Genomic DNA, 23,245 nt, shown 5'->3' with positions numbered 1-23,245 from the left:
TTTTTGCGCATCCACTGCGTCGCTGCATGGAAACATGGGGTTGCCTTTTTGCAACATGCCTCCCATGAGTGCCGGCAATTCAACAAGGACGCTATTTCAGCAAACCTCTTCTGTGTAAGGACTTGCGCCGATACGGAAGAAGAGCTAATTGTGAAATTTCCTAGAGGGTACGGGATCTGCGATCTCGTAACAGCATCGATGTTTCCGGTTCAATTGACAGAGAACCAGGAAACGCTTTCGCTTTACGCCCCTTTGGATTTTTCATCTCATGCATGTTGTCCACCTCGCTGATCTTGCCGCCATTGTGTCACAACATGTGCCCGCTGTCACCCATTTTGCTGGCCAATTGAGTGGTGCTTCAAAAACAGACGCCGAAGAACAAGCGGTTGCATCAAGTGTAACACCCTACTGGGTTAGTACCCGAAGTCGCTTAGAATTGTGGCACCAAGTGATTGCTCGCTATCGCCGTGCGGAATCACAGGGCGACCGCCATACGATGGGACAATGGTGGAATCGCCATGTCAGTGTTTTAGAGGAGATTCTCGTCAGCGAATTGTTATGCCGAATTGTTGCTGCAGTGGGACATCATATCGACGCGTCACGCGGGCAACAGAATTTGTCACCGATTACCGAAAGCGTTTTCGATTGTCATATGGAAGTCCGTTCACGCGTCCACCATCTGATGCTGTTCGGACGCGGTAGTTCGGTACGAGATGCGGTGCGTTTGAACCGCTTGAGGCAAGGGGTAGAGCATTGGACCGACGCGATTCTCGGACGGATGATGCCGCAATGTCGTAGTGCGGTGCGCTATGCCATCGATGCGGATCGAGCGATTGCTTTCGCCGAAGAATCGGACGACTTCGGCTGGAGCGTTCTCCAGACAACAGCGGCCCAGAAGACCACCTATTGGCTCTTCAATTTGGCCATGCATGATATGCTGACTCGTCGCACTTCACCGACTCCAGCATTGCCAAGAGCCAATCGGCGAGTAGCTGACAGCGTGATGGGGATGTTTCCAGTCGAGTTGTTTGACAGCTTTGGTGTTGCCAAATCGCTTCGGCTCCGGCAGATAGAAAGCAACGCAGTCGACCAAGAGACCCAGCCTGTTCGAGACCCGATCGAAGTCAAGCATCACCACTTCCCCAAACTTCGCACCGATCATGCTCATCCAATTCGCTCGCAACGGCGATACCTTTCGGACTAAGATCGGGACGAACGCTTTGTCAATCTTCAATGTTTGGCTCCAGCGAAGAATCCGTGGGTTGATTCATCCATCCCAAGTACCGAAGGGTAGGTCTTTCAGGCACGGCTGGGCAAAAAGGATGTTTTCGGTGTATCGGCAATCGAACGTTCAAAAACAAACCTCGGCAAAACAAGTGGTTTTATCAAGGCCAAGCAAAACATCCTTCCCTCCCTGACCCCGTTGTCCCTAAGCAAGTTGCTCCTCAGCAGAGCTAGCCCCGAGGCCGAAACATCCGCTGCCGGTGGCGTGCCCCTTCGATCCGTGGATAGTTGCACCATCGCCCCACAGGCCGGAGGCCGAAACGCCCCACAGGCCGGAGGCCAAAACGATCCACAGGCCGGAGGCCGAAACATCCTTGCCGGTGGCGTGAGCCACCGAAATGGATGAAACCGAACCACTCGCCCGGAGGGCGACACACCCGCGATCGATGTATCGGCCTCCGGCCTTGCGGCGTCCTAAACGCCTTGGATTCGGTGGCTTACACCACCGGCAAGGATATGTCGGCCTCCAGCCTGGAAACCATGCGACGTCGGTCGAGAAGTGATCGATGATGTTCACGAATCGGCCCATCGTCGGCACCGAGCCAAGAGGCCGAAGGAGGAGTCCAAGATCGCGTACCGTCGCCGCCGTCATTTCGGCGAAACACCGTTCGCGGTCATCAAGGTGATGTTCGATCGGCGTCGCTTCTTGTTCCGAGGCATCGAGGGAGTCGAGCAAGTGTGGCAATGGGTATCGCGACTACCATGACCCCAAAAAAACTTCCGCGACTTCCTTTTTACCCACAAATTCTTCTGTAGAGCCCCATTTTCAGGGTAGTGGACGAGGTAACGAGTTTTTTTGGACCGCTGTGCAGTAAAGGACTCGTAACCTCGTCCACTACGACCAACCCTGATTTTTGATCTGGACAAATCGCTAGGCAGCCAAAAGGGTCATTGGCCCAGAAACATCACATGCGAATTGTGTAGATTGCCTGCACTAACTCTTCGTTGGATTGACACTTGCGTTGGAGGTTTCTTCGACCTTCGCTTTGAAAAGCTCGAGTTGGCGGAGCAGTTGTGGGGAATTCGGCATTAGCTGTACCGCTTTCCTTTGGGTTTCGAGTGCTTTGTCGAATTGGCCGACGGAGTAATAGCAGCGAGCCAAAGTGTCCAGGATTTCAGGATCATTCGGGCTCAACGTCAACGATCGTTCACTGTAGTGCACCGCTTTCTGCTTATCGCCATCGGTGTTTCCGACCAGCCAAGCGTACTGATTTAACGCGCCAGCGAGTGCATCGTTACTACGCAGACTTCGTCCGGGACGCTGCAATATCCGCTCGATGCTGTCAATCAATTGTTGAGTTTCATGAATTTTTGATTCGAGCAGCGTCTTGACGGTGCCAACCCATTGGGGGTCATCGCGATCCAATCGGTACATTGAGATCAGAATATCGATATTCTCTTGTCGCGGGCTTGTTTGATACGCCTCCTTTAACAGCAACTTCGCTTTTTCAATTTCTGACGCCTCGACGTGGATCAAGCCTTGGTGCCAAAGGATATCGCTGCGAATGTTATCAAAATCAAAGTTCGCTAGCACCGAATTGAGTCGTTTACGAAACTCCTCGTCTTTTTCGGCGCGCTCCGCGAGCGGTGTCAGCAGATCGACCACGTCTTGATGTCGTTGGAGTTCGCTCAGCATTTGAGACAACAACAATCGAGATCGTACAGATGTCAAGGACACGACATCAAGGTGATCGATAATGGTTCGGTACTCTCTCTCGGCCCAATCGAATAGGCCACGGCTCTGCAGTTGTTGTGCTTTGTCTCGATGCGATTCGGCGGCTTCCGAAAGATCGTTGGGCGAGATCTTCGTCCGCTCTGCTTCACTATCGGGCAACGCGTTGATTTCGAACGCCAATCGTGCGAGTCGCTCGGCTTCCTCTCGTTCACCGCTCGCCTTGGTCGCTTCGGCCGCCGAATAAAGCAGCATCGGTTGGCTATCAAAGTTCTTTTGGTGTCGAGCTTTTAACTCCAACACGATCGAATACAAACCCGTTTTGATTGCCCACGCGCAGGCCTCACTCAAGTCACGAGTGGTAGGTGGAATCAGATCCAAATTCTCGGAAACGAGTGTCAACGCATCGTCGGATTGTTGATTCAGCCAAGCTAAGTTCGCAGCCAAGCGAATCAATTCCAAAACGGAGGAGCGAGTCGTTTGGTCAGCGCTGACGGTGTCGAGCTGCCTTCGCTGGTCAGCGATTAAATCACGCCACCGTTGAGTGTCAAACTTTTCCTTTTCCAAATCGTTTGCATAAGCAGCAAGCCACTTGAGTGGAGCCCGAGCATCTGGTTTGCGTTCACCCAAATCGCTACGAATTTTCTCTACCGTTTCTAGGCGAGAGGCCTTCACTTCACTTACAGGTTGTTGCATCAGAGAAAGGGCGGCAACGCGGCTCAACGACAATGAGGTTTCGAAGCGAGTGAGTCGAACCAAAGCAGGGACGCCCGCTCGGTTTGGCAATTCTGCCAAGCGTGCAATTCGGCTGCGACGCTCGTCTTCGCTTTGCGCGCCATACTCGTGCAGCGTCTGACGCACGGCTTCGGGATCGGTTTCCTTCGACCAACTTACTAGCAAACTACTAACCAAGTGCCGTGCAGTCATTGCAATTTCAGAATCAGTATGATTCTGGGCCGAGTATAGATCATCGAATGCTTCGAGCCCAATTCGCTGTAACGATTCGCGGGCACGAACTCGCGTCGCATAGCTCTCGCTACCGAGTTGCTCAATGAGAAAATCGATCCGGCTTTGACTTGTTTGACTTTCCTCTTTCTCAGCGATAGCGGTCGACGCAATATCATCGCCGCCGCCAGTCTGCTCGGCAGCCACGATCGTGGGAGATAATCCAACCAAAAGGACAACCTGCATTGCGGCAAGACGCAACACTGACATCGGCAGCCACCTCTTGGCTTGACGTTGGTTAAATAAAGGCAATGGCGAAGACATAGATCGAGTCAATGAGAATAGTCAATGGGAAGCGAGACAGATCGTTCAATTTCGATTTTAATGCAAATGGGCGGCTTCGGGCAGTGCAATTCATATCCAGAGTTTTCTTGGGTGCTCAATGATCTAGTCGTTAAACCGCATTCGCAGCTCTCCCCCCCCCGCCAAAAACTCAGATTTTCGACACTTCTCGCTAATCGGATCCAAGATTAGCAAGTAACTCGTGCTGGTACTCGTGCTCAATGAAACGGTCCTCGTACTCGTGCTCGTGCTCGTGCTCGTGCTCAATGAAATGGTACTCGTACTCGTACTCAATGAAATGGTGCTCGTACTCGTACTCGTACTCAATGAAATGGTGCTCGTACTCGTACTCGTACTCAATGAAATGGTACTCGTGCTCGTGCTCAATGAAATGGTACTCGTGCTCGTGCTCAATGAAATGGTACTCGTACTCGTGCTCAATAGAATAGCACTCGTGCTCGCGTTCGGACGCCCACGACACTTCAAGCACGAGTACGAGCACGAGTAGGAGCACGAGCACGAGTACGAGAAGGAGCACGAGAAGGAGTACGGCAGCAATCGCCGGCGGCGTTTTCTGAGAAGTATTAGAATTTCTTCGGAAAATCTGACCCGGCTTACAAATGCGTCCAACGTCTCCTTCTCGTTTCAAGCTATCATGGGGCAGTCTCGGAAGAGGGGGCTAGGTGATATCCCTTCCCCCTATTTCACCAGTCATCCCATTTTGAGTTGAGAATCGCAATGAAAACCAGGTCGAGGCTTTGTATTGGCGTCGTTTGTTTCCTAGCAATTGGCTTGTCTTCGCCAGGCGTCTTGCGAGCCCAGGATGAGAAGCGACCGAGTTTGGCTGCCCAACAGAAGTCGCTCGCAGGCGTTTGGGAGATTTCTGAAGAGTCAAATTATGCGGTCCCCAAATTAGAAATCGCATTGCAGGGCGATCAACTTGGGATCCAATTCTTTTTGCAAACCCAATCGGGCCAAGGTAAATTTGGGTCTGCTGAAACGCTGCATTTATTGTCCCCGTTTGACGGGGACGAGAGTGTGCCAAAGGATACCATACTTGCTTTTACGACGCTTTCAGCCGACGACGCAACGATGCATTTCGCATTGACGGTGCTTGATGGAAAAATGAATGTCGATGCGATCAAGATCGCCAGCGACGGTTCGCAGAAATTGAACCGAGTGATTTCGGCGGGCTATGCGAAAAGCGGCAATTCATCCACGACTGCGGATGTAAGCTCGGACGACAAATTGGCTTCCGTAGACGAGGAATCGGATGATGCGGAAAACGGTTCCGAAACTGGAGTCATCAAGGGACGCGTCGATACGGGTAGTACCCTACGAGGCACATTCACCCTATCGCCCGCTCCTGACAACATCGAGCCTGGTGCGAACATCGAAGTGGGCGGACCAAGGCCGGCGTTTGCCTTTTCAAAATTACCCAAAGGCGAATACTCTTTGACATTCAAAGGGACCGCCGACGGAGTTTCCAAAACACGGGTTTGGGGCGATCTCGAAATTGCCGCCGCTGGCGATGAACCACTCATCCTTTCACTTCGGTCAGGCGAATGACGGAGCGTTCCCTGTTTAACGTTGCCTGCAAGTTGCTCGGGCTGTGGCTGCTGTTTCGGGCCGTCTCCGCATTCGTTTGGGCGTTTCTCGCAAGCCGATATGCTAGCTATTTCTTAACGGAGCCACCCGAAGTCTTCGGCTGGTTTTCCGGCACGGTCGCGTTGGTCTTTGGACTGTTTCTATGTTGCCGCTCGGCATGGTTGACTCAGCTACTCTTTCGGATCGATCGGCCGTTGGATGCCGAACCTGATGACGCATCCCCCCGTCGCTTGATGTGAAATCCAGTTTTCTTTTCTTTTCGCAAACCTCTATCAAGCAATGAGTTAGGGCTTGTTCTTTGGCCGTTTCTTGAGCCAAATGATTTGGGGGCAATCGCCATGCGATCTTATAATAGTGTCACGATTGTTCTTCGCAGTCTTTTTCTCTTGCCGTGCGAGTGAGCCATGACGAACCCAACGGATATTTTGCGTCTCTACAGCGAGAATTACGAGAAGCATAAACAAGTCAAAATGACACTCAAAGAGTTTCTCGAAAGTGCCTCCAAAGATGCTTCGCTCTACGCTTCTGCGGCCGAGCGAATGGTCGATGCGATCGGAGAGCCGGAACTGTTTGATACGTCCCAAGATTCGCGTCTAGGGCGGATTTTTATGAACCGGACAATCAAACGTTACAGGTCATTCAGTAATTTTTTTGGGCTTGAGGAAACGATCGAACGGATCGTCAGCTATTTTCGTCATGCAGCCCAAGGACTTGAGGAACGGAAACAGATTCTTTATCTACTCGGCCCGGTTGGCGGTGGTAAAAGTTCGATCAGCGAACAACTTAAACGGATGATGGAAAAGCGGCCCGTTTACGTTTTGTGCGCCGACGACGAAGTTAGCCCGATTTACGAGAGTCCGCTCGGGCTGTTCGATCCCAACACGATGGGAATGCTGTTAGAGGATGACTACGGTATTCCGCGGCGAAGATTGCCTGGGTATATGTCGCCATGGGCCGTCAAACGGCTCGACGAGTATGGCGGCGACATCTCAAAATTCTCAGTCGTTCGTGTCGTGCCATCGGAACAGCGAAGGTGCTGTGTAACGAAAACGGAACCTGGCGACGAGAACAACCAGGACATCTCGTCGCTCGTCGGCAAAGTTGACATCCGCAAATTAGAGCACTTTGGGCAAGATGACGCGGATGCCTACTCCTACACCGGAGGATTGAATCGGACCACACAAGGCTTGTTGGAGTTTGTCGAAATGTTCAAGGCGCCCCTCAAGATGCTGCATCCGTTGCTAACAGCGACCCAAGACGGCAGCTACGTGGGTACCGAGAACGTGGGCGCGATGCCGTATCAAGGAGCGGTCTTGGCTCATTCGAATGAGTCGGAGTGGGAGAGTTTTCGTGCCAACCGAAACAACGAAGCCTTCCTCGACCGTATTTGTGTCGTGAAGGTCCCCTATTGTTTACGCGTGACCGAAGAGAAGATGATCTACGAAAAGCTGGTTCAAAACAGCGAACTCGGCAACGCTCCTTGTGCTCCCGATACACTTGAAATGATGGCTCGGTTTTCCGTGCTAACCCGTCTCAAAGAGCATGACAATTCGAGCCTCTATGCCAAAATGAGAGTCTACGATGGTGAGTCGTTGAAGGATACCGACCCGCAAGCTCGCACGGTCCAAGAATACCACGATGCTGCTGGCGTTAGCGAAGGGATGGAGGGAGTTTCGACGCGCTTCGCATACAAAATCCTTTCCGAAACCTTCAACTTTGACACCGAAGAGGTGGCTGCCGATCCCGTTCACTTGATGTATGTCCTCGAGCAATCGATCCGCCGCGAACAGTTACCCGAAGATGTCGAGCAAGAGTATATTGAGTTTGTTAAAGAGGAATTGGCGCCTCGGTACGCCGAGTTCATCGGCAACGAGATTCGTAAAGCTTACCTCGAATCGTACCACAGCTATGGACAAAACCTTTTCGATCGATACATCTCCTATGCCGATGCGTGGATTGACGATCAAGACTTCAAAGATCCCGACACTGGTCAATTAATGGACCGCGATATTTTGAACGAGGAACTTGAAAAGATTGAACATCCCGCGGGCATCGCAAACACCAAGGATTTCCGGTACGAGGTCGTCAAGTTTGCGCTCCGCGCCCGCGCCAAAAATGAAGGCCAAAACCCAAGTTGGAATTCATATGAGAAAATCCGTGATGTCATCGAAAAGAGAATGTTTAGCCAGATCGAGGAGTTGTTGCCAGTGATCAGTTTCGGCGCGAAGAAGGACAACGAAGCGGAACAGAAACACAATGAGTTTGTCCAGAGAATGTCAAAACGTGGTTACACTCAGCGTCAGGTTCGCCGTTTGGTGGATTGGTACATGCGAGTCAGTAAATCAAGCTAGGCTTTGTCAGGTACAAGCGTGTTGAACAGGTAGTGGATCTTGTTAAAGATCCCCATGCAAGCGTGTTGAACAGGTAGTGGATCTTGTTAAAGATCCCCATGCCGACGGATCTTTGACAAGATCCACTACGGTAGGTTTTGTCCGCCTCGCATCAGAAAGGTTGAATGCTATGCACGTGATCGATCGTCGCCGAAATCCAAAATCCAAAAGTCTGGGAAACCGGCAACGGTTTCTCCGCCGTATGAAGTCTCACATTCGCGAGGCGGTCAATCAGTCGATACGCCATCGCAAAATCTCTGACTTAGAAAACGGCCAAGAGATTTCGATCGATAGCAAGGATTTACAGGAACCTAGCTTTCATCACGATCCAAAGCATGGGAACCGCCAATTTGTTTTGCCAGGCAACAAGGATTACAAACGAGGTGACGTCATTTCGAAACCGTCATCGGGTGAAGGCGGTAGCGGAATGCAGGGTAGCCCCGATGGCGAGGGGGAGGATAGCTTTTCGTTTGTGATTAGCAGCGACGAGTTCCTGAACATTTTCTTTGAGGATTTAGAGCTTCCGAATTTGGCCAAAAAGAAGTTGAAGTCTCTCACGTCGTCCGAGCGAGTTCGTGCGGGGTTTGCGAAAGACGGTGCACCTCAGCGGATGAATCTACGGCAAACGATGCGGCGCAGTCTATCGCGGCGGATCGCACTGGGAAGACCCTCGAAGTCAGAAATGCAAGAGCTCGAGGCATTGCTAAGCAAAGCTCTCGAAAAAAATGACGACGTCGAAGCCGATCGGATTCGCAAACTCCTATCGTCCAACCGGATCCGAATGCAGCAGGTTCCGTTTCTCGACACGGTCGATTTGCGTTACACCCGTTTCGAACGATTGCCACGACCGACCACGCAAGCGGTCATGTTTTGTTTGATGGACACGTCCGCATCCATGACCGAGCAGTTAAAAGATTTAGCAAAGCGATTCTATATGCTGCTGCATTTGTTTCTCAAACGGCATTATCGATCCGTGGAACTCGTCTTCATTCGGCATACCTATTTAGCGAGCGAGGTCGACGAGGATACATTTTTTCATGGACGCGAATCGGGAGGCACGGTGGTGTCGTCGGCGCTCGATAAAATGATTGAGATTGTCGACGCTCGCTACCCTATCGATGATTGGAACATCTACGCCGCTCAAGTCTCCGATGGTCACAACTTCGACTACGATATGCAAAACACGTTGTCTCTATTGAGCCAGCGAATTTTGCCGATTTGCCAATATTATGCCTATATCGAAGTCGGCGATGACATCTTTCCTGGAACGAGCGTGTTGTGGAATGGGTATACCTCGCTCCAGGAACAGCATCAGAACTTTGCACGTGCGGAAGTGAACGAGGCAGCGGAGATTTTTCATGTCTTTCATGATCTTTTTGCCAACGAACATTCGCGTTAGAGCCTGCCCGAAAAGGCCGCTAAGGAATCGAGCATGACCAACAAACGCCTTCTTTACCATGGTTCGGAATGGGATTTTGATCTGCTACGGCACATCTACGATGCATGTGAAGAAATCGCCGTTGGTGAACTTGGTTTGAACACCTATCCAAACCAATTGGAAGTCATTACATCCGAGCAAATGCTCGATGCCTACGCTGCGATTGGAATGCCGACGATGTATCGCCATTGGTCATTCGGCAAAAAGTTTGCTCGCGAGGAGATGCTCTATCGCAAAGGTGCACAGTCCTTGGCCTACGAGTTGGTGATCAATTCAAATCCATGTGTCAACTACATCATGGAAGAAAACACGGCAACCATGCAAACGTTGGTGATCGCTCACGCCGCGTTTGGACACAACCACTTTTTCAAGAACAATCAATTGTTCCGGCAATGGACGCGTGCCGACCGAGTACTCGATGAATTGTCCTATGCGAAAAAGTTTTTGGCCGATTGTGAGCAACGATACGGTCTCGATGCGGTTGAGGACCTGCTCGATTCGGCCCACGCTCTGATGCAACAGAGTGTCGACCGCTACGCCCCGAAGCGTCAATCGACGTCCGACAAGAAACAGAAAGCTGAATCGCGAGCCAACTATTTAGAGTCAACGTTTAATGATCTTTACCGAACACTGCCGACGTCGACCGATCGCCTCGCGAAACCGCTAACGGCGACGGAGGAGGAAGCGAAGCAGGAACGAAATACTTTGGAATTGCCGCAAGAAAACCTTCTCCGCTTCTTGGCTCGTCATGCGCCAAAATTGAAGGATTGGCAACGGGAGGTCCTGGAGATCGTTCGCCGTTTGGCTCAGTACTTCTATCCTCAGCGACAGACCAAGTTGATGAATGAAGGCTGTGCAACGTTCACGCATTACGAGATCATGAACCGATTGCATGATCGCGGCCAAATTGACCAAGGTGCGATGCTAGAATTTCTGCATATGCACACGGCGGTTGTTACCCAGCCCTCCTTCGATTCAAAGTTCTATCGAGGCATCAATCCCTACGCGCTCGGGTTTGCGATGATGCGGGATATTCAACGCATTTGTAACGAGCCGGATGAGGAGGATCGCGAGTGGTTTCCTGAGATCGCGGGTAACGGAGAAGCGATGCAGACCATTCGCCAGGCTTGGGAAGAGTATCGTGACGAGAGTTTTGTGATGCAGTTTCTGAGCCCCCGTTTGATCCGAGAGCTAAGAATGTTTGCGGTCAACAACCATTCGGAGCGACCATTCGTCTCCATTAGCGATATCCATGACGAACGCGGCTATCGAAACATTCGCCAACAATTGGCGTCCGAGTATGACCTTTCAAAGCAGGACCCTGATATTGAAGTCACCGATGCGGATTTGAAAGGCAGTCGCCGCTTGGTGTTGACGCATCGCGTTCACAGCGGACGACAGCTTAACAAAGAACAGTGCAAGCGGACGCTGCGGCATGTTGCGAATCTGTGGGGCTACCGGGTCCGCATGCTAGAAACCGATCCCGAGACCGGCATCACACTCGATGAATACGAAGCGATGCCAATGCCGTAACCCAGCGGCGCCGCATCGTCGTGAAATCGCACAACCTGGGGCGTTTAGGGATCGAGGGACGGATCGAGGGATACCGCTCGAGAGCTCGTTTCCGTTGCATCTCTGACAATTGTCGTGGCGGAGCCTCCGATGGCACAAAAACGAAACCAGACGGCTGGCCGCAAGCGAGGCGAAGGACTGAATATCCGAATTTAGCGACAAAATCCGAAAAAACCTACCCAAACGGTGGCGGAATAACCGAAACAACCTGTAACACCGGTCTGTTGTGATCGGTCGTAGGATCAGTCGCCTTTAGCGGTGACATCCATGTCGCATCGTGCGGCTGGGCCTTCGACCCACGTAAGCATCGGAACGATTCACGACTGTAGGGAGGCATTTCCATGCGAAGCACATATTTCGGACTAGCGATTGCCGCGATCGCTGCTCTCGGGCCGATGCAGGTCTGGGGCGGCGACCGAGAAATCGCCGAACAAATTATCAAACGGTTAAAAGTTAATCGAGACCAAGGAGCGTTGAAGGATTTCACGCTCGACATGAAAGTCGACAATGGCGTGGTAGTTTTCCGCGGCAATGTTAGTCAAGCAGGACAAAAAGATCTTGTTCTGAAGACCGCCGATGGACTCGAAGGTATCGAACGGGTCATTGATGAAGTGACCGTCACCGCTGAAGCAAAAGTTGCTCAAGCACCTGTAGACGAAGCAAAATTGGTTCGCCCAGCTAAGACGATCGCCAAGGTCGCCAAGCCAATCAAGCCCCCCGCAATGGAAGCCGAAACATCCGATTCAGGATTTTCGTTTAGCCAAGCCGTGGCTGCAATGGGCTCCAGCGAAGACCAGAATTTGGTTGAGAGCAACCCGGTTTCGAAGTCGCCAGTCAAACAGGCTGACATGCAAAAGATTGCCACACAACAAGTGGTGCCAGGCGAGGTTCGTCCAACCGCAGCGGTTGAGCTTGACACGGCACCGCTCGCAAACAATGACCAGAAAGCTGTCTCATCGGTCATCGAAGCTCTTGGAAACGCACAACGTTCGGGCCAACTACGCGGTTTCGGCGTCGACGTGACCAGTAACAACGGTGTCGTTACCTTGAAAGGGCGAGCGGCTTCGGAAGCTCAACGAAATACGATCATTGAAATTGCCAACCGGGCTGCTGCGGGCTACGGGGTGGAAGATTTGATTCGCATTCCAGCGTCTCAGTCGGTACAAGCCGATCTGGCTCCCGCACCCAACCGCGTGGCAACGGCGTCCGTTCCAGCCCAAACGGTCGCGCACCGTCAAAACGCTCAAGCACAGCCAGTGCCCTATCGAATGAACCAACAACATCCGATGCAAGCACAACCAGCCGGTTACGGTATGGGCGCTCCTACAATGGGACAACCCGTTCCAATGGCCCCTTACAGTGGCGGCGGAGCACCTCGCTACGATACACCGAACTTGCCAAACTATGCTTGGCCCGGTTACTCCGCTCACCCCAACTACGCTGCATTGACCTATCCTCAGCAGTATAGCCCATCGGCATGGCCATACATCGGCCCGTTCTATCCCTATCCTCAAGTTCCACTCGGTTGGCGAAAAGTCAGCTTGGAATGGGACGACGGTTGGTGGTTCCTCGACTTCACCGACAAGTAAGGCCGACAAGTAAGCCCGACAAGTAAGATCGATAAAGAAGGCGGCTTGAAGGTATGAGCTCTGGAGATCTTTCCAGTAGATAGATCGTGAATGAATTTGGACCCGCGACGAGTGACAAGAACTCGCCGCGGGTCTTTTCATATGCCAGCAGTGTCGCTCAGCCCTCCGATCCTGACACCGTCCACCGATTGGCTCCGATCAACTTTTGCCCCCCCGGGCAAAGGCGTTTTTCGCCCGGTGAACCAAGCGACCATCACATCGTTTGGCTGTAGCAAAACAGAAAAATTGCAGCATGGATCACTAGCAGAGCCGCGGATTTGATTCGATGGGGTGAAGAGAGTCCGAATACCGACAACAAACACCCCAGCCCTGCAATCATCGCACCGCCAAGTGGAAACCAGTATACCGCGGCTATCGCGAATGTTAATACCATTGCCGACGCAGCAACACTTCCCATCGCAACATATCGAATCGGCGTTGCGTCCGAATCGATTTCGAACGAGGCGTTGACGGCTTGGCCGGCCAACTCATTGAGTTGCGGAGGATCCACTTTAAATGGTGACCCTATCCGAATGGATTCTCCGTCCGTTTGCATATTTCTACTTTGCGAGTGGACCACCCTAGAGTGCTCAAAATCGAGTGTTGTACGAAAAACGATTGACGCGGTATTGTTCCAGTTTACCCAGGGTTGCAGCGTCAATCGCAAAGGCAATTGACATCTTTAACCCTGGGCTACGGTATCTAACGCCGCTGGCGTAGGAAACTTATTGCCAGAAACTTATTGCCAGAATCTTATTGCCAGAAACTTAGTGGCCGCATTAAGATTCCTCACAGCAAGAGCTTACCGTATTTTCTTGGCAATGAGAACTTCTCGTTTGCCAGCCGGCGGGCCAGGCGACTTTTGAACGCTAAATCCTACCGCCGCCAAGCGGTCGCGAACTTGCCTTTTGACACAGTATGTCACTAATGTTCCGCCACTTTTGAGGACGTCAAACATTCGCTCCAAAACCGGAAGTTCCCAAAGACCCGGACTGACTTCCGGTGCGAACGGATCAAAATAGATCCCATCAAACTGCTCCGGCGTACCATTGAATTGCTCAGCATCGATGCAGTGAATTGTGACACGTTGTTTCTCACCCGCGTGCCATGTATGTGTCGACGGCAATTCGGCGGCCCCTAAACGCGATCGCCAAGATAAATATTCGTTGGCTAGAGAGCCATCCTGAAGCCACGTTTCGGGTTTCAAACCACGGAGGATCGATTCCGAAAGTAAATCCCACTCAATCGCTACGTAATCGAGTGGAGCATCCGTTTGAACTGCTAAATCGACAGTCATCAGCATCGACATCCCTGTACCGAGACCTACTTCGAGTACGTTGCTGGCTTTTCCAGCCCGTAAACGGGCCGCGATTCCGCTGTTTCCTAAATACACATGCTTCGTTTCAGCCATCGCCCCACTGCTGCTATGGTAGGTGACGTCGCTGCCAATCCGAATTAAAGTATAGCTAGTGTCATCGGTCACTTGGATCCGCAAATCATCGCGGTCGGTCGGCAGAGTCGACCTGTGCCGAGCATTCTTTTTGTCCTCATTCATTGTAAAGACGGCGTCCAAGGAAAAAACGGGTCATTTGAACCAAATTTATCAGTACGCTATGTTAGGACGCCCGATGAACAAAAGACACTGCCCGCACTGAACAATCCCCCAACCTGAATAATCCTCAAACTTAGATACTTATGACTTTAGCTTCTCATTACCAATCGTCTCGATGTGCGATTTCCTTCGAATTGTTTCCGCCCAAGACCGAATCGGGAATCGAGGCGATGCTTAATAATGTTGAGCGATTGCGATCGTTCGATCCCGCATTTTTTACTTGCACTTACGGTGCGGGTGGCTCGACCCAAGACTCGACACTCGATGTCGTCGAGAAAGTCAAAAAATTAACCGGGTTGCCAGTTGCATCCCATTTGACTTGCGTCGGTAGCACGGTTGACCAATTGGCTGCGTTCCTACAGGAAGCTCACCGACGTGGAGTCGACTATTTGGTGGCTCTTCGCGGTGACCCACCCAAAGGATCGGCACAATTCGAAGCGGTTGAAGGAGGGCTTCGGTATGCGAATGAACTGGTGGCGATGATTCGAGAAAACTTCAATCATTTTGGAATCGCGGTCGCTGGCTATCCCGAGGTCCACCAAGAAGCTGTCGATGCGAAAACCGATTTGGATAATTTGAAACGCAAAGTCGACGCGGGCGCCGATGTCATCATCACTCAACTGTTTTATGACAATGCTGACTTTTACCGATTCCGTGACGATTGTGTCGCTGCGGGGATTACCGTCCCAATCATACCAGGCGTCTTGCCGGTGACAAATTTCAAGCAAGCCGAACGGATTGCTGCGATGTGCAAGGCTGCAATCCCCAAAAGTTTAGCAGAATCGATGAACCAAAATGACGACGCTGATTATCAGTTCAACGTCGGCGTCGAACATGCTCGCTTACAAACGATTGACCTGATTTCGAACCAGGTCCCTGGCATCCACTACTACGTGCTTAACAAAAGCGAAGCCGCTGAAAAACTTCTCGATGGCTTGGAGCTAGCCGCCCATTAAGAGAATCAGCCCGGTAGTGGATCTTGTCAAAGATCCCCCACAGCCCGGTAGTGGATCTTGTCAAAGATCCCCCACGCAGGATCTTTAACAAGATCCACTACACTAAAACAGGGGCTGTGACCGTGCACTGAGATCAAACCGCCTACTTGCCTTTCGCCGTTGGCAACTTAAATCGTCGTCGTTTGGCAGCGACCGTTGATGGTTTCAGTCCCAATTTTTTAGCAATCGCGGCATCCGACTTTTTACCGAGTATCTCGATATCTTCGCGAGTCCAAACATGTTGCTTGCGTTTGATCCGGATATTATGACGACTTCGGTAAGCGCTAATCGCCGATTTGGGAATCCCCGTTTTTTCGCTGACGACCGCGTCAGGCATTTTCCCGAGCATCTTGATGACCTCTGGCGTCCATCGCGCCTTGGCCGCGGCAACCGTCGGATTTTCGATACCGAGTAGTCGTCGTTTCACGATCACTTTTCGGCGTCCGATCTTCATCCGACGAGCAATCTCGGCGTCCGGCAATTTGCCGAGCCAAGAGAGTTCCTTCTTGGACCATTTTCGCGCCGCCCGTCCTTTTCGCGTCGCTTCGATGCCGAGCGATTCTCGCTTCGTTGCCACCGTGGTTGCATCGAGTCCGACCCGTCGGCCAACCTCCGCATCGCTGATTTTCCCCAGCCAAGCAAGCTGCTTCTTTGTCCAACGGTGCCGAGCCTGTTTCCGCGATTCGCCATACGGTTCGATACCAAGACTTTGGCGTTTTCGACAAACAGCCGTTTTCGTGACACCGACCCGTTTTGCAACCTCAACATCCGACATCGTGCCGAGCAATTTGATGTCTTTCGCTTTCCATGCAGTCCATAATCGAGGTTGAATCCCTCGGATTTGCCGGGCGGTACGAATCGTTTCTAAATCGATACCGGACTCCTTCGCTAAATCGACGTCGGAAACTTTTCCCAATCGTCTGGTTACCGTTGCCGGAAGCTTAGCTGGTTGCTTTTTTGCCATATGTATTTTGGTCGGTGATAAGATAGGAATCGATCATCAAAATGCCTGGGGTGCCGAAATACCCCCCAAGCCTCTTGCGAAGATTACCATTTTGCCACAAATTTGCTGGCAAGTCACCAACCCGTCACAAATTCGCGAGCTGATCCTGTTTGCAACTTGTCATTTGGCCTGTTCGCCTATGGGTTTGCGGCGAAGCCGACGATCGTAAACGAAAACTCATAGGGCTCGTTCCCAGGGAGCGTGTACGGGGGATGCGTTTTAGCTCCCCAGCTATTGTCGCCTCCAACGCCATGGAGTTTATAATCGACAAAGACACGATTGAACGGTCGACGCGGCAGGTCGAACGGATGGGTTGCCGCTTCGATATCATGGATCGTAAACGGCAATACACTCATACTCAATGGTTGGTCTCCGACAAGCGTCAACCCGCGCCCCGAGTGGTTGCCTATTCTCATCCATCGCACGTCGGTCCGATTGCCGGTGTCTTGAGTCCGACAATAGGGGAAAGGCATCCCCGTGGCAGTCGACTGATATACAGCGATTTCGCCACCCGTTTTGCGATCCCAGTACGTTTCATGGGGCCCGCGGCCATACCAAGACACATCGTCCAACTTCTTAGGAACCGCGAACTCGACACCGAACCGAGGCAACAGCGGAATCTCTCCGCTTCCAGGCTTGTAGGACGCTGTCACCGTGATCGCGCCATTCGACAAAATGGTGTACTTCAGCGAATAAATGCTATCCCCATTGCCAACAGGCAACCTCGATGCGAAGACGACATCCAAGTGATCGTCCGCCTTTTCAACGTCAAAGTCAATCAATTCGCGATTTGCTGCCGCAGTACGCCACGCACCTAAACGATTGCCGTAACCATTTTTCATTTGGTTATCATTGGGAGCCTTCCAGAAATTTGCTTCTAGCGGAGCGGCTAACAACTCGGTGCCGCCGTTTTGTATCGAAGTCAACGAACCGTTCGTCACATCAAAGGTGAAAACAGCGTTTCCGGCGGTAACACGTAATTCGTCGTCCGTCTTACTCGTGCCTATCTTTTGTACCCCGGTTTGACCGAGGAAGGGGGATGCGTCCCACGGTTTGACTTCGAATTGTTCCCAAGCAATTCGATGCCCCGCATCGGCCCATTTCGTGTCTTCTTTGAGCTCAAACGAAACGGTCAACAAATACTCACCAGACAAACGCAGGTTTCTATACGGAATCGAGACGACTTGACTTTGTCCGGGTTCGATATCGATTGGTTCTAGCTCACCCGATTGGATCGGTTTGCCATTGAATCGCACAACCCATTTCCCAGCGTATTCGTTGAGATTTGTGAAAACGAATTTGTTGGTAATCTTGACCTTTCCGTTTTCCAAATCAACCGCTTCCATTTTGACGTTTTGATGAACCTTCTTGACTTCCCACAAATGGGGATTGGGTACTCGGTCAGGTTGCACCAGGCCATTCATGCAAAAGTTGTTGGTATTGGGTTGGTCACCAAAATCGCCACCAAAGGCAAAGAAAGTTGGCTCGTCGGCGTCCGCCCAAGTTTCGACCGCGGACTCACCCGTCCCGTCGACTGGTTTTGAGAAATCGAGGTGGGAAACCAAACCTTCGCTACTACGACGTTCGACATTTGCGATTTCATCGGCACTTAGGGCACGGTCATAAATTCTCGTCTCAAGAATCGGCACCAAGGTTTCCCGTTTGAGAATCTCCGAGTTACGACCGATGTTGACTGGGTAGCCGCTCGGATCAATCTTTCCCGATGCTTTCACGTCGGCGATTGGCGAGCCGTTGACATACAGCACCATTTTCGATCCGTCATAGGTTGCCGTGATTCGGTTCTCTCCTTCAGTGAGTTTTGCATCGGCATAGGGTACATTCAAGCTTTTCCAAGACCCAATGTGCAGCGTGAAATTGACGCCGCCATTACCGAGTCGAAGCAGGTATTGATGATCTCCCTTGGAGATCAGAGGTGAGAAATCACTTGCTTTCTGACCACGAATGACCGCTTCAAGCGTAATTGCGTTCGTGATTTGTTGTTTGTCACTTTGATCGAGGGCGACGGGAACCGACACCCCCTTTTGCGGATCGAGTTCACCAGCGAGTTGAGCGGTAACGGTTGGTTCGGCGAGATCGATCATCCGAGTCATTTTGGGTTTCGCTTTCCGAAGGCCTTGGTCGACCCAGTCCCAGATAAAACCGCCCTGCAAGGCTGGGTTCGACTCAATCGCATCCCAGTAGTCTTTGAAATTCCCAACGCTGTTGCCCATCGCATGGGAATACTCGCATAGAATCAGCGGTCGGTCCGCATCGTTTTTCGCATATTTAACAATCCGGCTGATGGGAGCATACATCGGACAACGAATGTCCGTATTCCGCTGCCCAAAACCGGCCTGCTCGTACTGGACAGGACGTGAAGGATCGCGTGCCTTAAACCAATCGTAGTTTGCAAAGAAGTTGACTCCATTGCCCGCCTCGTTGCCGAGCGACCAAATGATCACGGACGGATGGTTTTTGTCACGTTCTAGCATTCGCTTGGCTCGATCAAGATGAGCTTTTCCCCAACTTGGGAATTTCGCCAATGATTCGGGGCCGTATCCCATGCCATGCGATTCGATGTTCGTTTCGTCGACGACATACAAACCGTATTCATCGCACAGCGCATACCACAAAGGAATGTTGGGATAGTGACACGTCCGAACCGCATTGATGTTAAACCGTTTCATCAATTCAATATCGCGAATCATCGATTCAACAGAGATCGTATGCCCGGTATCCGGATCATGTTCATGGCGATTGACACCTTTTAGGTAGACCGTTTTTCCATTGACGTGTAAGAGCCCGTCCTTGATTTCCACTTCACGAAACCCAACCTTTGTGGTTGCCACCTCGACGATGTCGCCGGAGTCGTCTTTCACCGTCAGTAGCAGTCGATAGAGATTCGGTTGTTCCGCTGACCATTGTTCGGGCGATTCGACTTTTCGACGGAGCTGAACGATGGACGATTGTTTTGCAGACACCTTGTCGACAGCGTTAAGGTCATTGAAAACCGTTTTTCCAGTATCATCAATAAGCTCGGCTTCAATTGTAAAGCGGTTCTCATCGTCCGAGTCATTCGCAATTTCAACATCAATGCTTAGCAGTGCATCTTCGTACGCTTCATCCAAGTCGGTGTGCACGAAGAAGTCGCGTACGTGAAGCGAGCCGGCGGACCAAAGGGTCACGTCGCGGTAGATACCGCTAAGCCGCCAAAAGTCCTGGTCCTCCAGATAGCTGCCGTCACTGTACCGATAAACTTCGACCGCGACGGTGTTGTTCCCAGACCGCAGGTGATTGGTGATATCGAAGAGGGCTACCGTGCGACTATCTTGACTATAGCCTACTTTTTCGCCGTTAACCCAAACGTAGAAAGCGGAGTCGACGCCATCGAATTGCAGAAAGATTTGGCGGCCGTCCCAATCATCGGGGACGGTGAAATCACGGCGGTACGATCCGACGGGATTTCGATGGTCATAGGTCGTGTAATGCTTGGGCGGTTCGCCCATCACGCGAGGTGGATCTTTTTTGAACGGGTACTCCATATTGGTGTATACAGGAACCCCGTAGCCCTTGAGCTGCCAATTGCTTGGCACGGACAGGTTGTCCCAATTCGAAACATCGAAATCGTCCCGGAAAAAATCGGTCGGCCGATCGCTAGGCTGCTTTACCCAATGGAATTTCCAATCACCATTCAAACTTTTAGCATAAGGACTCGATCCAAACGTACTTTCCAAGGCACTCGCGCGGTCCGGGTAGGGTAGCGACGTCGCTCGAGGGTCGAGCTTATTCATCCCAACGACTTGCTCATTTTCCCAATCGTTTGGCTCCGCCTTGGCCGTCGAGGAGACCGACGTCGCGAGAAAAATCGTCGCGAATAAAATCGTCGCGAAAAGGCACGTCCGTGAGCTGGTACGATGTTGGTAGATAAAGTGATTCATGAGTGATCGCACTTATTCATCAAGGAAGGAAGGGGACGTTACCGCAAAGTGGGACGGGCGACGGCGTTTTCTTACGTAGTGGACAAAACCGCTCGCGACAAATTGTCCTGTCTTTCTGTTTGATTCGGTAGACGACGAAATTTTCGTTTCAATCCGAGTATACTTAGATTCATGGATAGTCCTATCCCGTGTCTCACGTGAATTTCTTTTGAGAACCATTGACCATGCGAAACCATCTGTATTGCCTCCCTACGCTCTCCCTGCTTGCAGCCCTGTTTGCAGCCCCTTCAACAACCCTTTACGCCGCTGAGACGAACATAAACGAGTCGACGAAGAAGGATTCGAAATCAGAAACCCCGGTTGATAAAAAAGAGAAGGAAGCGGAGAAAACGGAACTCAATGGAGTCTTTGAAGCGGTTCGTTCGCAAACCGTTTCTCCGGCATCGGAGCAGATCACCTCATGGACCATTGAGCGAATCGTGCCACATGGGACTCGCGTTCGTGAAGGGCAAAACATCGTTTGGTTTGAAACCGAGGATATCGACAAGAGATTGAGTGATGCCAAGGTTGCTTTGTCGTTGTCGAGAATCGCATTCGAGAAGGCTGAATTCGACTACGAGCAATTTCTCGAGACTCAAAAGATTGAGCGAGCTCGAACGAAGCGAACCTTGGCCCAGGCTGAGCAGGACTATGACAACTTTGTGCGAGTTGACCGGGATCGCCAGGTCTTGTCAGCCGAGTTTAGCTTAAAATCGGCCCAAGCCTATCTTGAAAATGCAGAAGAAGAACTTGAACAGTTGACTCAAATGTACGAGGAAGACGATCTGACCGAAGAGTCCGAAGAGATCGTTCTCAAACGAGCGAAGCAAGCTGTCGAATCGGCCCAGTTTCGGTACGACGGAGCAAAAATCCAAACCCAACGGGCAATCAAACAATCGATTCCAAGATCGGAAGCCAACCAAAAAACGAGCTTGAGCTTGGCTCAAATCAATTATAAAAAGGCAATGCAAGCTTACGATTCAGACAAAAAGAAACGTACGATCGAACGACAAAAACAGCGAGATCAATTCGAAAAAGAAAAAGAGAATCTCGAGAAACTGCAAGCGGAACGTCGTGCCTCGGTTCTAAAAGCACCCATCGATGGTATCGTACTGTACGGTGAATTAACGCGAGGTCAGTTGGGCAGCAAACCAAGTAATTTGGAAGCAGGTGCTAAGGTATCCCAAGATCAAGTGGTCGCGACCATCGTTGATCCTGACAAACTTCGCGTTCGAGTCGATTTGGAACAAAAGCATTTGCACTTGGTCCAAAAAGGGAAGGCTTGTCAGATCACCGCAACTGGCTTTCCCAATTTTAAAGCCGTGGGAAAAGTCAAATCCGTCGCCAACATTCCATACGCCAGCGGCAAGTTTGATTGCGTGATCACGTTCAAACAATCCGAAGACGAAACGGATTCGGAGATGCCCAAAATCATGCCGACGATGAATTGTGTGTTGGCATTCGAAACTGAACAATAAGGTTGATTGACTGTGAAACGATTGCCTCCATCGGCCATTCTATTCCTGACGGGTTTCCTCCTGGCAGGTCCATGGGTCGACTTAGTAGCAGATGACAACATTGGCTCAGGTCAATCTAGCAAAGTCGCCGAGCGTATCGGAGACTTTGATTTCTCTTTGGAACCTATCTTGCCGACACAAGACCTGCCGAGCGAGGTCGCAATCAGGGCGGCGATCGAGCGTGGAATTCAGTTCTTGGTGGAAGACCAAAATAAGAACGGTTCGTGGGGATCACCAACCCGAACAAAAGGTTTGAATATCTTTGCACCGGTTCCTGGTGCTCATGATGCGTTTCGTACCGCTACGACTTCTCTTTGCATCTCTGCATTGATCGAAACGAAGACCGACGATCCTGCGGCAATTGCGGCGCTCCGCCGCGGTGAGCAGTGGTTGATCGATTATTTGCCCGATCTTCGCCGTGCAACGGGCGACGCAATCTACAACGTTTGGGGACACGCTTACTCGATTTCGGCCCTCGTACGCATGCTTCCTCGGTATAAAGACGACAACGAGAAAACCGAGAAAATCGTTGAGTTGATAAAGTCTCAATTCGACATGCTCGAGCGATATGAGTCGGTCGATGGTGGCTGGGGATATTACGATTTCCGTTACAAGGCCAATCAGCCGACTGCCAGTTCGATCAGTTTTGTCAATGGAGCTTGCCTGGTGGCACTTGCCGAAGCGAAGGCAGCATCGATCGAGCCGCCAAGCCGATTGGTAAGACGAGCGATTGCTGCGACCAAGCGGCAACAGAAACCCGACTTCACCTACTTGTACGGCGAGTACCTTCAATACCAACCAATGCGAGAAATCAACCGCCCGGGTGGCAGTTTGGGACGCTCGCAATGTTGCAACGCCGCCCTGCGGATGTGGGGCGACGAACGAGTTAGCAACCAGGTCATCAAACATTGGCTGGCTCATCTTTATGCCCGCAATGGTTGGCTCGATATCGGGCGAAAACGGCCGGTTCCTCATGAATCGTGGATGCAGGTCGCAGGGTACTTCTATTATTTTGGTCACTTCTATGCTGCGTTATGCATTGACCTGTTGCCTGCAGCCGAACGAGATTTGTATCAGGCTAACCTGGCGAAATTGATCCTGGAGAAACAAGAAAAAAACGGTTCCTGGTGGGACTATCCCTTGTATGACTACCATCAACCCTACGGAACCGGGTTCGCTTTAATGACTCTCGTTCGGACCTTGCCATAAAACGTAGCCCAGGCTTCCAGCCTGGGATCAACACACGTAGCCCAGGCTTCTAG

At 51.4% G+C, this 23,245-nt stretch carries 17 protein-coding genes; 11 read left to right on the top strand and 6 right to left on the bottom strand.

Going from position 1 to position 23,245, the window contains the following annotated elements; all coding sequences use genetic code 11:
- Nucleotides 1–268 precede the first annotated feature (268 nt).
- Nucleotides 269–1,204: a hypothetical protein gene (locus Q31b_RS09620; protein ID WP_146599493.1), complete on the top strand. Its 936-nt coding sequence runs from the start codon at nt 269–271 to the stop codon at nt 1,202–1,204.
- Nucleotides 1,205–1,429: 225 nt separating this feature from the next.
- Here Q31b_RS09620 and Q31b_RS09615 read toward each other — a convergent pair whose 3' ends face one another.
- Entirely contained in the window at nt 1,430–1,969 is a 540-nt protein-coding gene (locus tag Q31b_RS09615; protein WP_146599492.1) for a hypothetical protein, read from the bottom strand.
- Nucleotides 1,970–2,218: 249 nt separating this feature from the next.
- Complete coding sequence (locus Q31b_RS09610; protein ID WP_197171283.1) at nt 2,219–4,171, bottom strand: tetratricopeptide repeat protein; 1,953 nt, start codon at nt 4,169–4,171, stop codon at nt 2,219–2,221.
- Between the two features lie 274 nt (nt 4,172–4,445).
- Here Q31b_RS09610 and Q31b_RS28095 point away from each other — a divergent pair, with 274 nt between their 5' ends.
- The 7 genes from Q31b_RS28095 to Q31b_RS09575 all read left to right on the top strand — a co-directional run bounded on the left by Q31b_RS28095 (nt 4,446) and on the right by Q31b_RS09575 (nt 12,840).
- Nucleotides 4,446–4,751 carry a hypothetical protein gene (locus Q31b_RS28095; RefSeq protein WP_197171281.1) on the top strand — a complete coding sequence of 102 codons (306 nt, stop codon included), beginning with the start codon at nt 4,446–4,448 and terminating at the stop codon, nt 4,749–4,751.
- A gap of 230 nt (nt 4,752–4,981) precedes the next feature.
- On the top strand, nt 4,982–5,812 hold the full coding sequence (locus tag Q31b_RS09600) for a hypothetical protein (RefSeq protein ID WP_146599490.1): 831 nt from the start codon (nt 4,982–4,984) through the stop codon (nt 5,810–5,812).
- On the top strand, nt 5,809–6,090 hold the full coding sequence (locus tag Q31b_RS09595; RefSeq protein WP_146599489.1) for a hypothetical protein: 282 nt from the start codon (nt 5,809–5,811) through the stop codon (nt 6,088–6,090). Before Q31b_RS09600 ends, Q31b_RS09595 begins: the two co-directional genes overlap by 4 nt.
- Before the next feature lie 165 nt (nt 6,091–6,255).
- Nucleotides 6,256–8,202, top strand: coding sequence for a PrkA family serine protein kinase (locus Q31b_RS09590; protein ID WP_146599488.1), 1,947 nt, complete (start codon nt 6,256–6,258; stop codon nt 8,200–8,202).
- Between the two features lie 169 nt (nt 8,203–8,371).
- A complete protein-coding gene (locus Q31b_RS09585; protein ID WP_146599487.1) occupies nt 8,372–9,640 on the top strand; it encodes a YeaH/YhbH family protein in 1,269 nt (422 codons plus the stop codon).
- 33 nt (nt 9,641–9,673) lie between these two features.
- On the top strand, nt 9,674–11,212 hold the full coding sequence (locus tag Q31b_RS09580) for a SpoVR family protein (protein ID WP_146599486.1): 1,539 nt from the start codon (nt 9,674–9,676) through the stop codon (nt 11,210–11,212).
- Between the two features lie 380 nt (nt 11,213–11,592).
- The gene (locus tag Q31b_RS09575; RefSeq protein ID WP_146599485.1) at nt 11,593–12,840 is read left to right on the top strand and encodes a BON domain-containing protein; all 1,248 of its coding nucleotides are present in this window, start codon (nt 11,593–11,595) and stop codon (nt 12,838–12,840) included.
- A 253-nt stretch (nt 12,841–13,093) separates the two neighbouring features.
- On the opposite strand, the gene Q31b_RS09570 is transcribed toward Q31b_RS09575, so the two are convergent.
- Together Q31b_RS09570 and mnmD are read right to left on the bottom strand one after the other, a co-directional pair.
- Entirely contained in the window at nt 13,094–13,390 is a 297-nt protein-coding gene (locus Q31b_RS09570; RefSeq protein ID WP_231617437.1) for a hypothetical protein, read from the bottom strand.
- A gap of 291 nt (nt 13,391–13,681) precedes the next feature.
- Entirely contained in the window at nt 13,682–14,434 is a 753-nt protein-coding gene (gene mnmD / locus Q31b_RS09565; RefSeq protein ID WP_146599483.1) for a tRNA (5-methylaminomethyl-2-thiouridine)(34)-methyltransferase MnmD, read from the bottom strand.
- A 140-nt stretch (nt 14,435–14,574) separates the two neighbouring features.
- Between mnmD and metF the strand changes: the two genes are divergently transcribed.
- On the top strand, nt 14,575–15,447 hold the full coding sequence (metF, locus tag Q31b_RS09560; protein ID WP_146599482.1) for a methylenetetrahydrofolate reductase [NAD(P)H]: 873 nt from the start codon (nt 14,575–14,577) through the stop codon (nt 15,445–15,447).
- Between the two features lie 142 nt (nt 15,448–15,589).
- On the opposite strand, the gene Q31b_RS09555 is transcribed toward metF, so the two are convergent.
- The gene (locus Q31b_RS09555; protein WP_231617436.1) at nt 15,590–16,450 is read right to left on the bottom strand and encodes a DNA-binding protein; all 861 of its coding nucleotides are present in this window, start codon (nt 16,448–16,450) and stop codon (nt 15,590–15,592) included.
- A gap of 176 nt (nt 16,451–16,626) precedes the next feature.
- Nucleotides 16,627–20,427 (bottom strand): glycoside hydrolase family 2 TIM barrel-domain containing protein, encoded by a 3,801-nt coding sequence (locus Q31b_RS09550; RefSeq protein ID WP_146599481.1) that lies wholly within the window; start codon nt 20,425–20,427, stop codon nt 16,627–16,629.
- Nucleotides 20,428–20,651: 224 nt separating this feature from the next.
- Here Q31b_RS09550 and Q31b_RS09545 point away from each other — a divergent pair, with 224 nt between their 5' ends.
- On the top strand, nt 20,652–21,944 hold the full coding sequence (locus Q31b_RS09545) for an HlyD family efflux transporter periplasmic adaptor subunit (RefSeq protein ID WP_146599480.1): 1,293 nt from the start codon (nt 20,652–20,654) through the stop codon (nt 21,942–21,944).
- Between the two features lie 12 nt (nt 21,945–21,956).
- Complete coding sequence (locus tag Q31b_RS09540) at nt 21,957–23,192, top strand: hypothetical protein (protein WP_315860390.1); 1,236 nt, start codon at nt 21,957–21,959, stop codon at nt 23,190–23,192.
- The last annotated feature ends 53 nt before the right edge of the window (nt 23,193–23,245 follow it).

Origin of the sequence: Novipirellula aureliae, from assembly GCF_007860185.1 — a bacterium.
Taxonomy (GTDB): Bacteria; Planctomycetota; Planctomycetia; order Pirellulales; family Pirellulaceae; genus Novipirellula_A; species Novipirellula_A aureliae.
The sequence above is the reverse complement of the archived record's forward strand: the minus strand, read 5'-3'. Positions and strand labels throughout refer to the sequence as shown.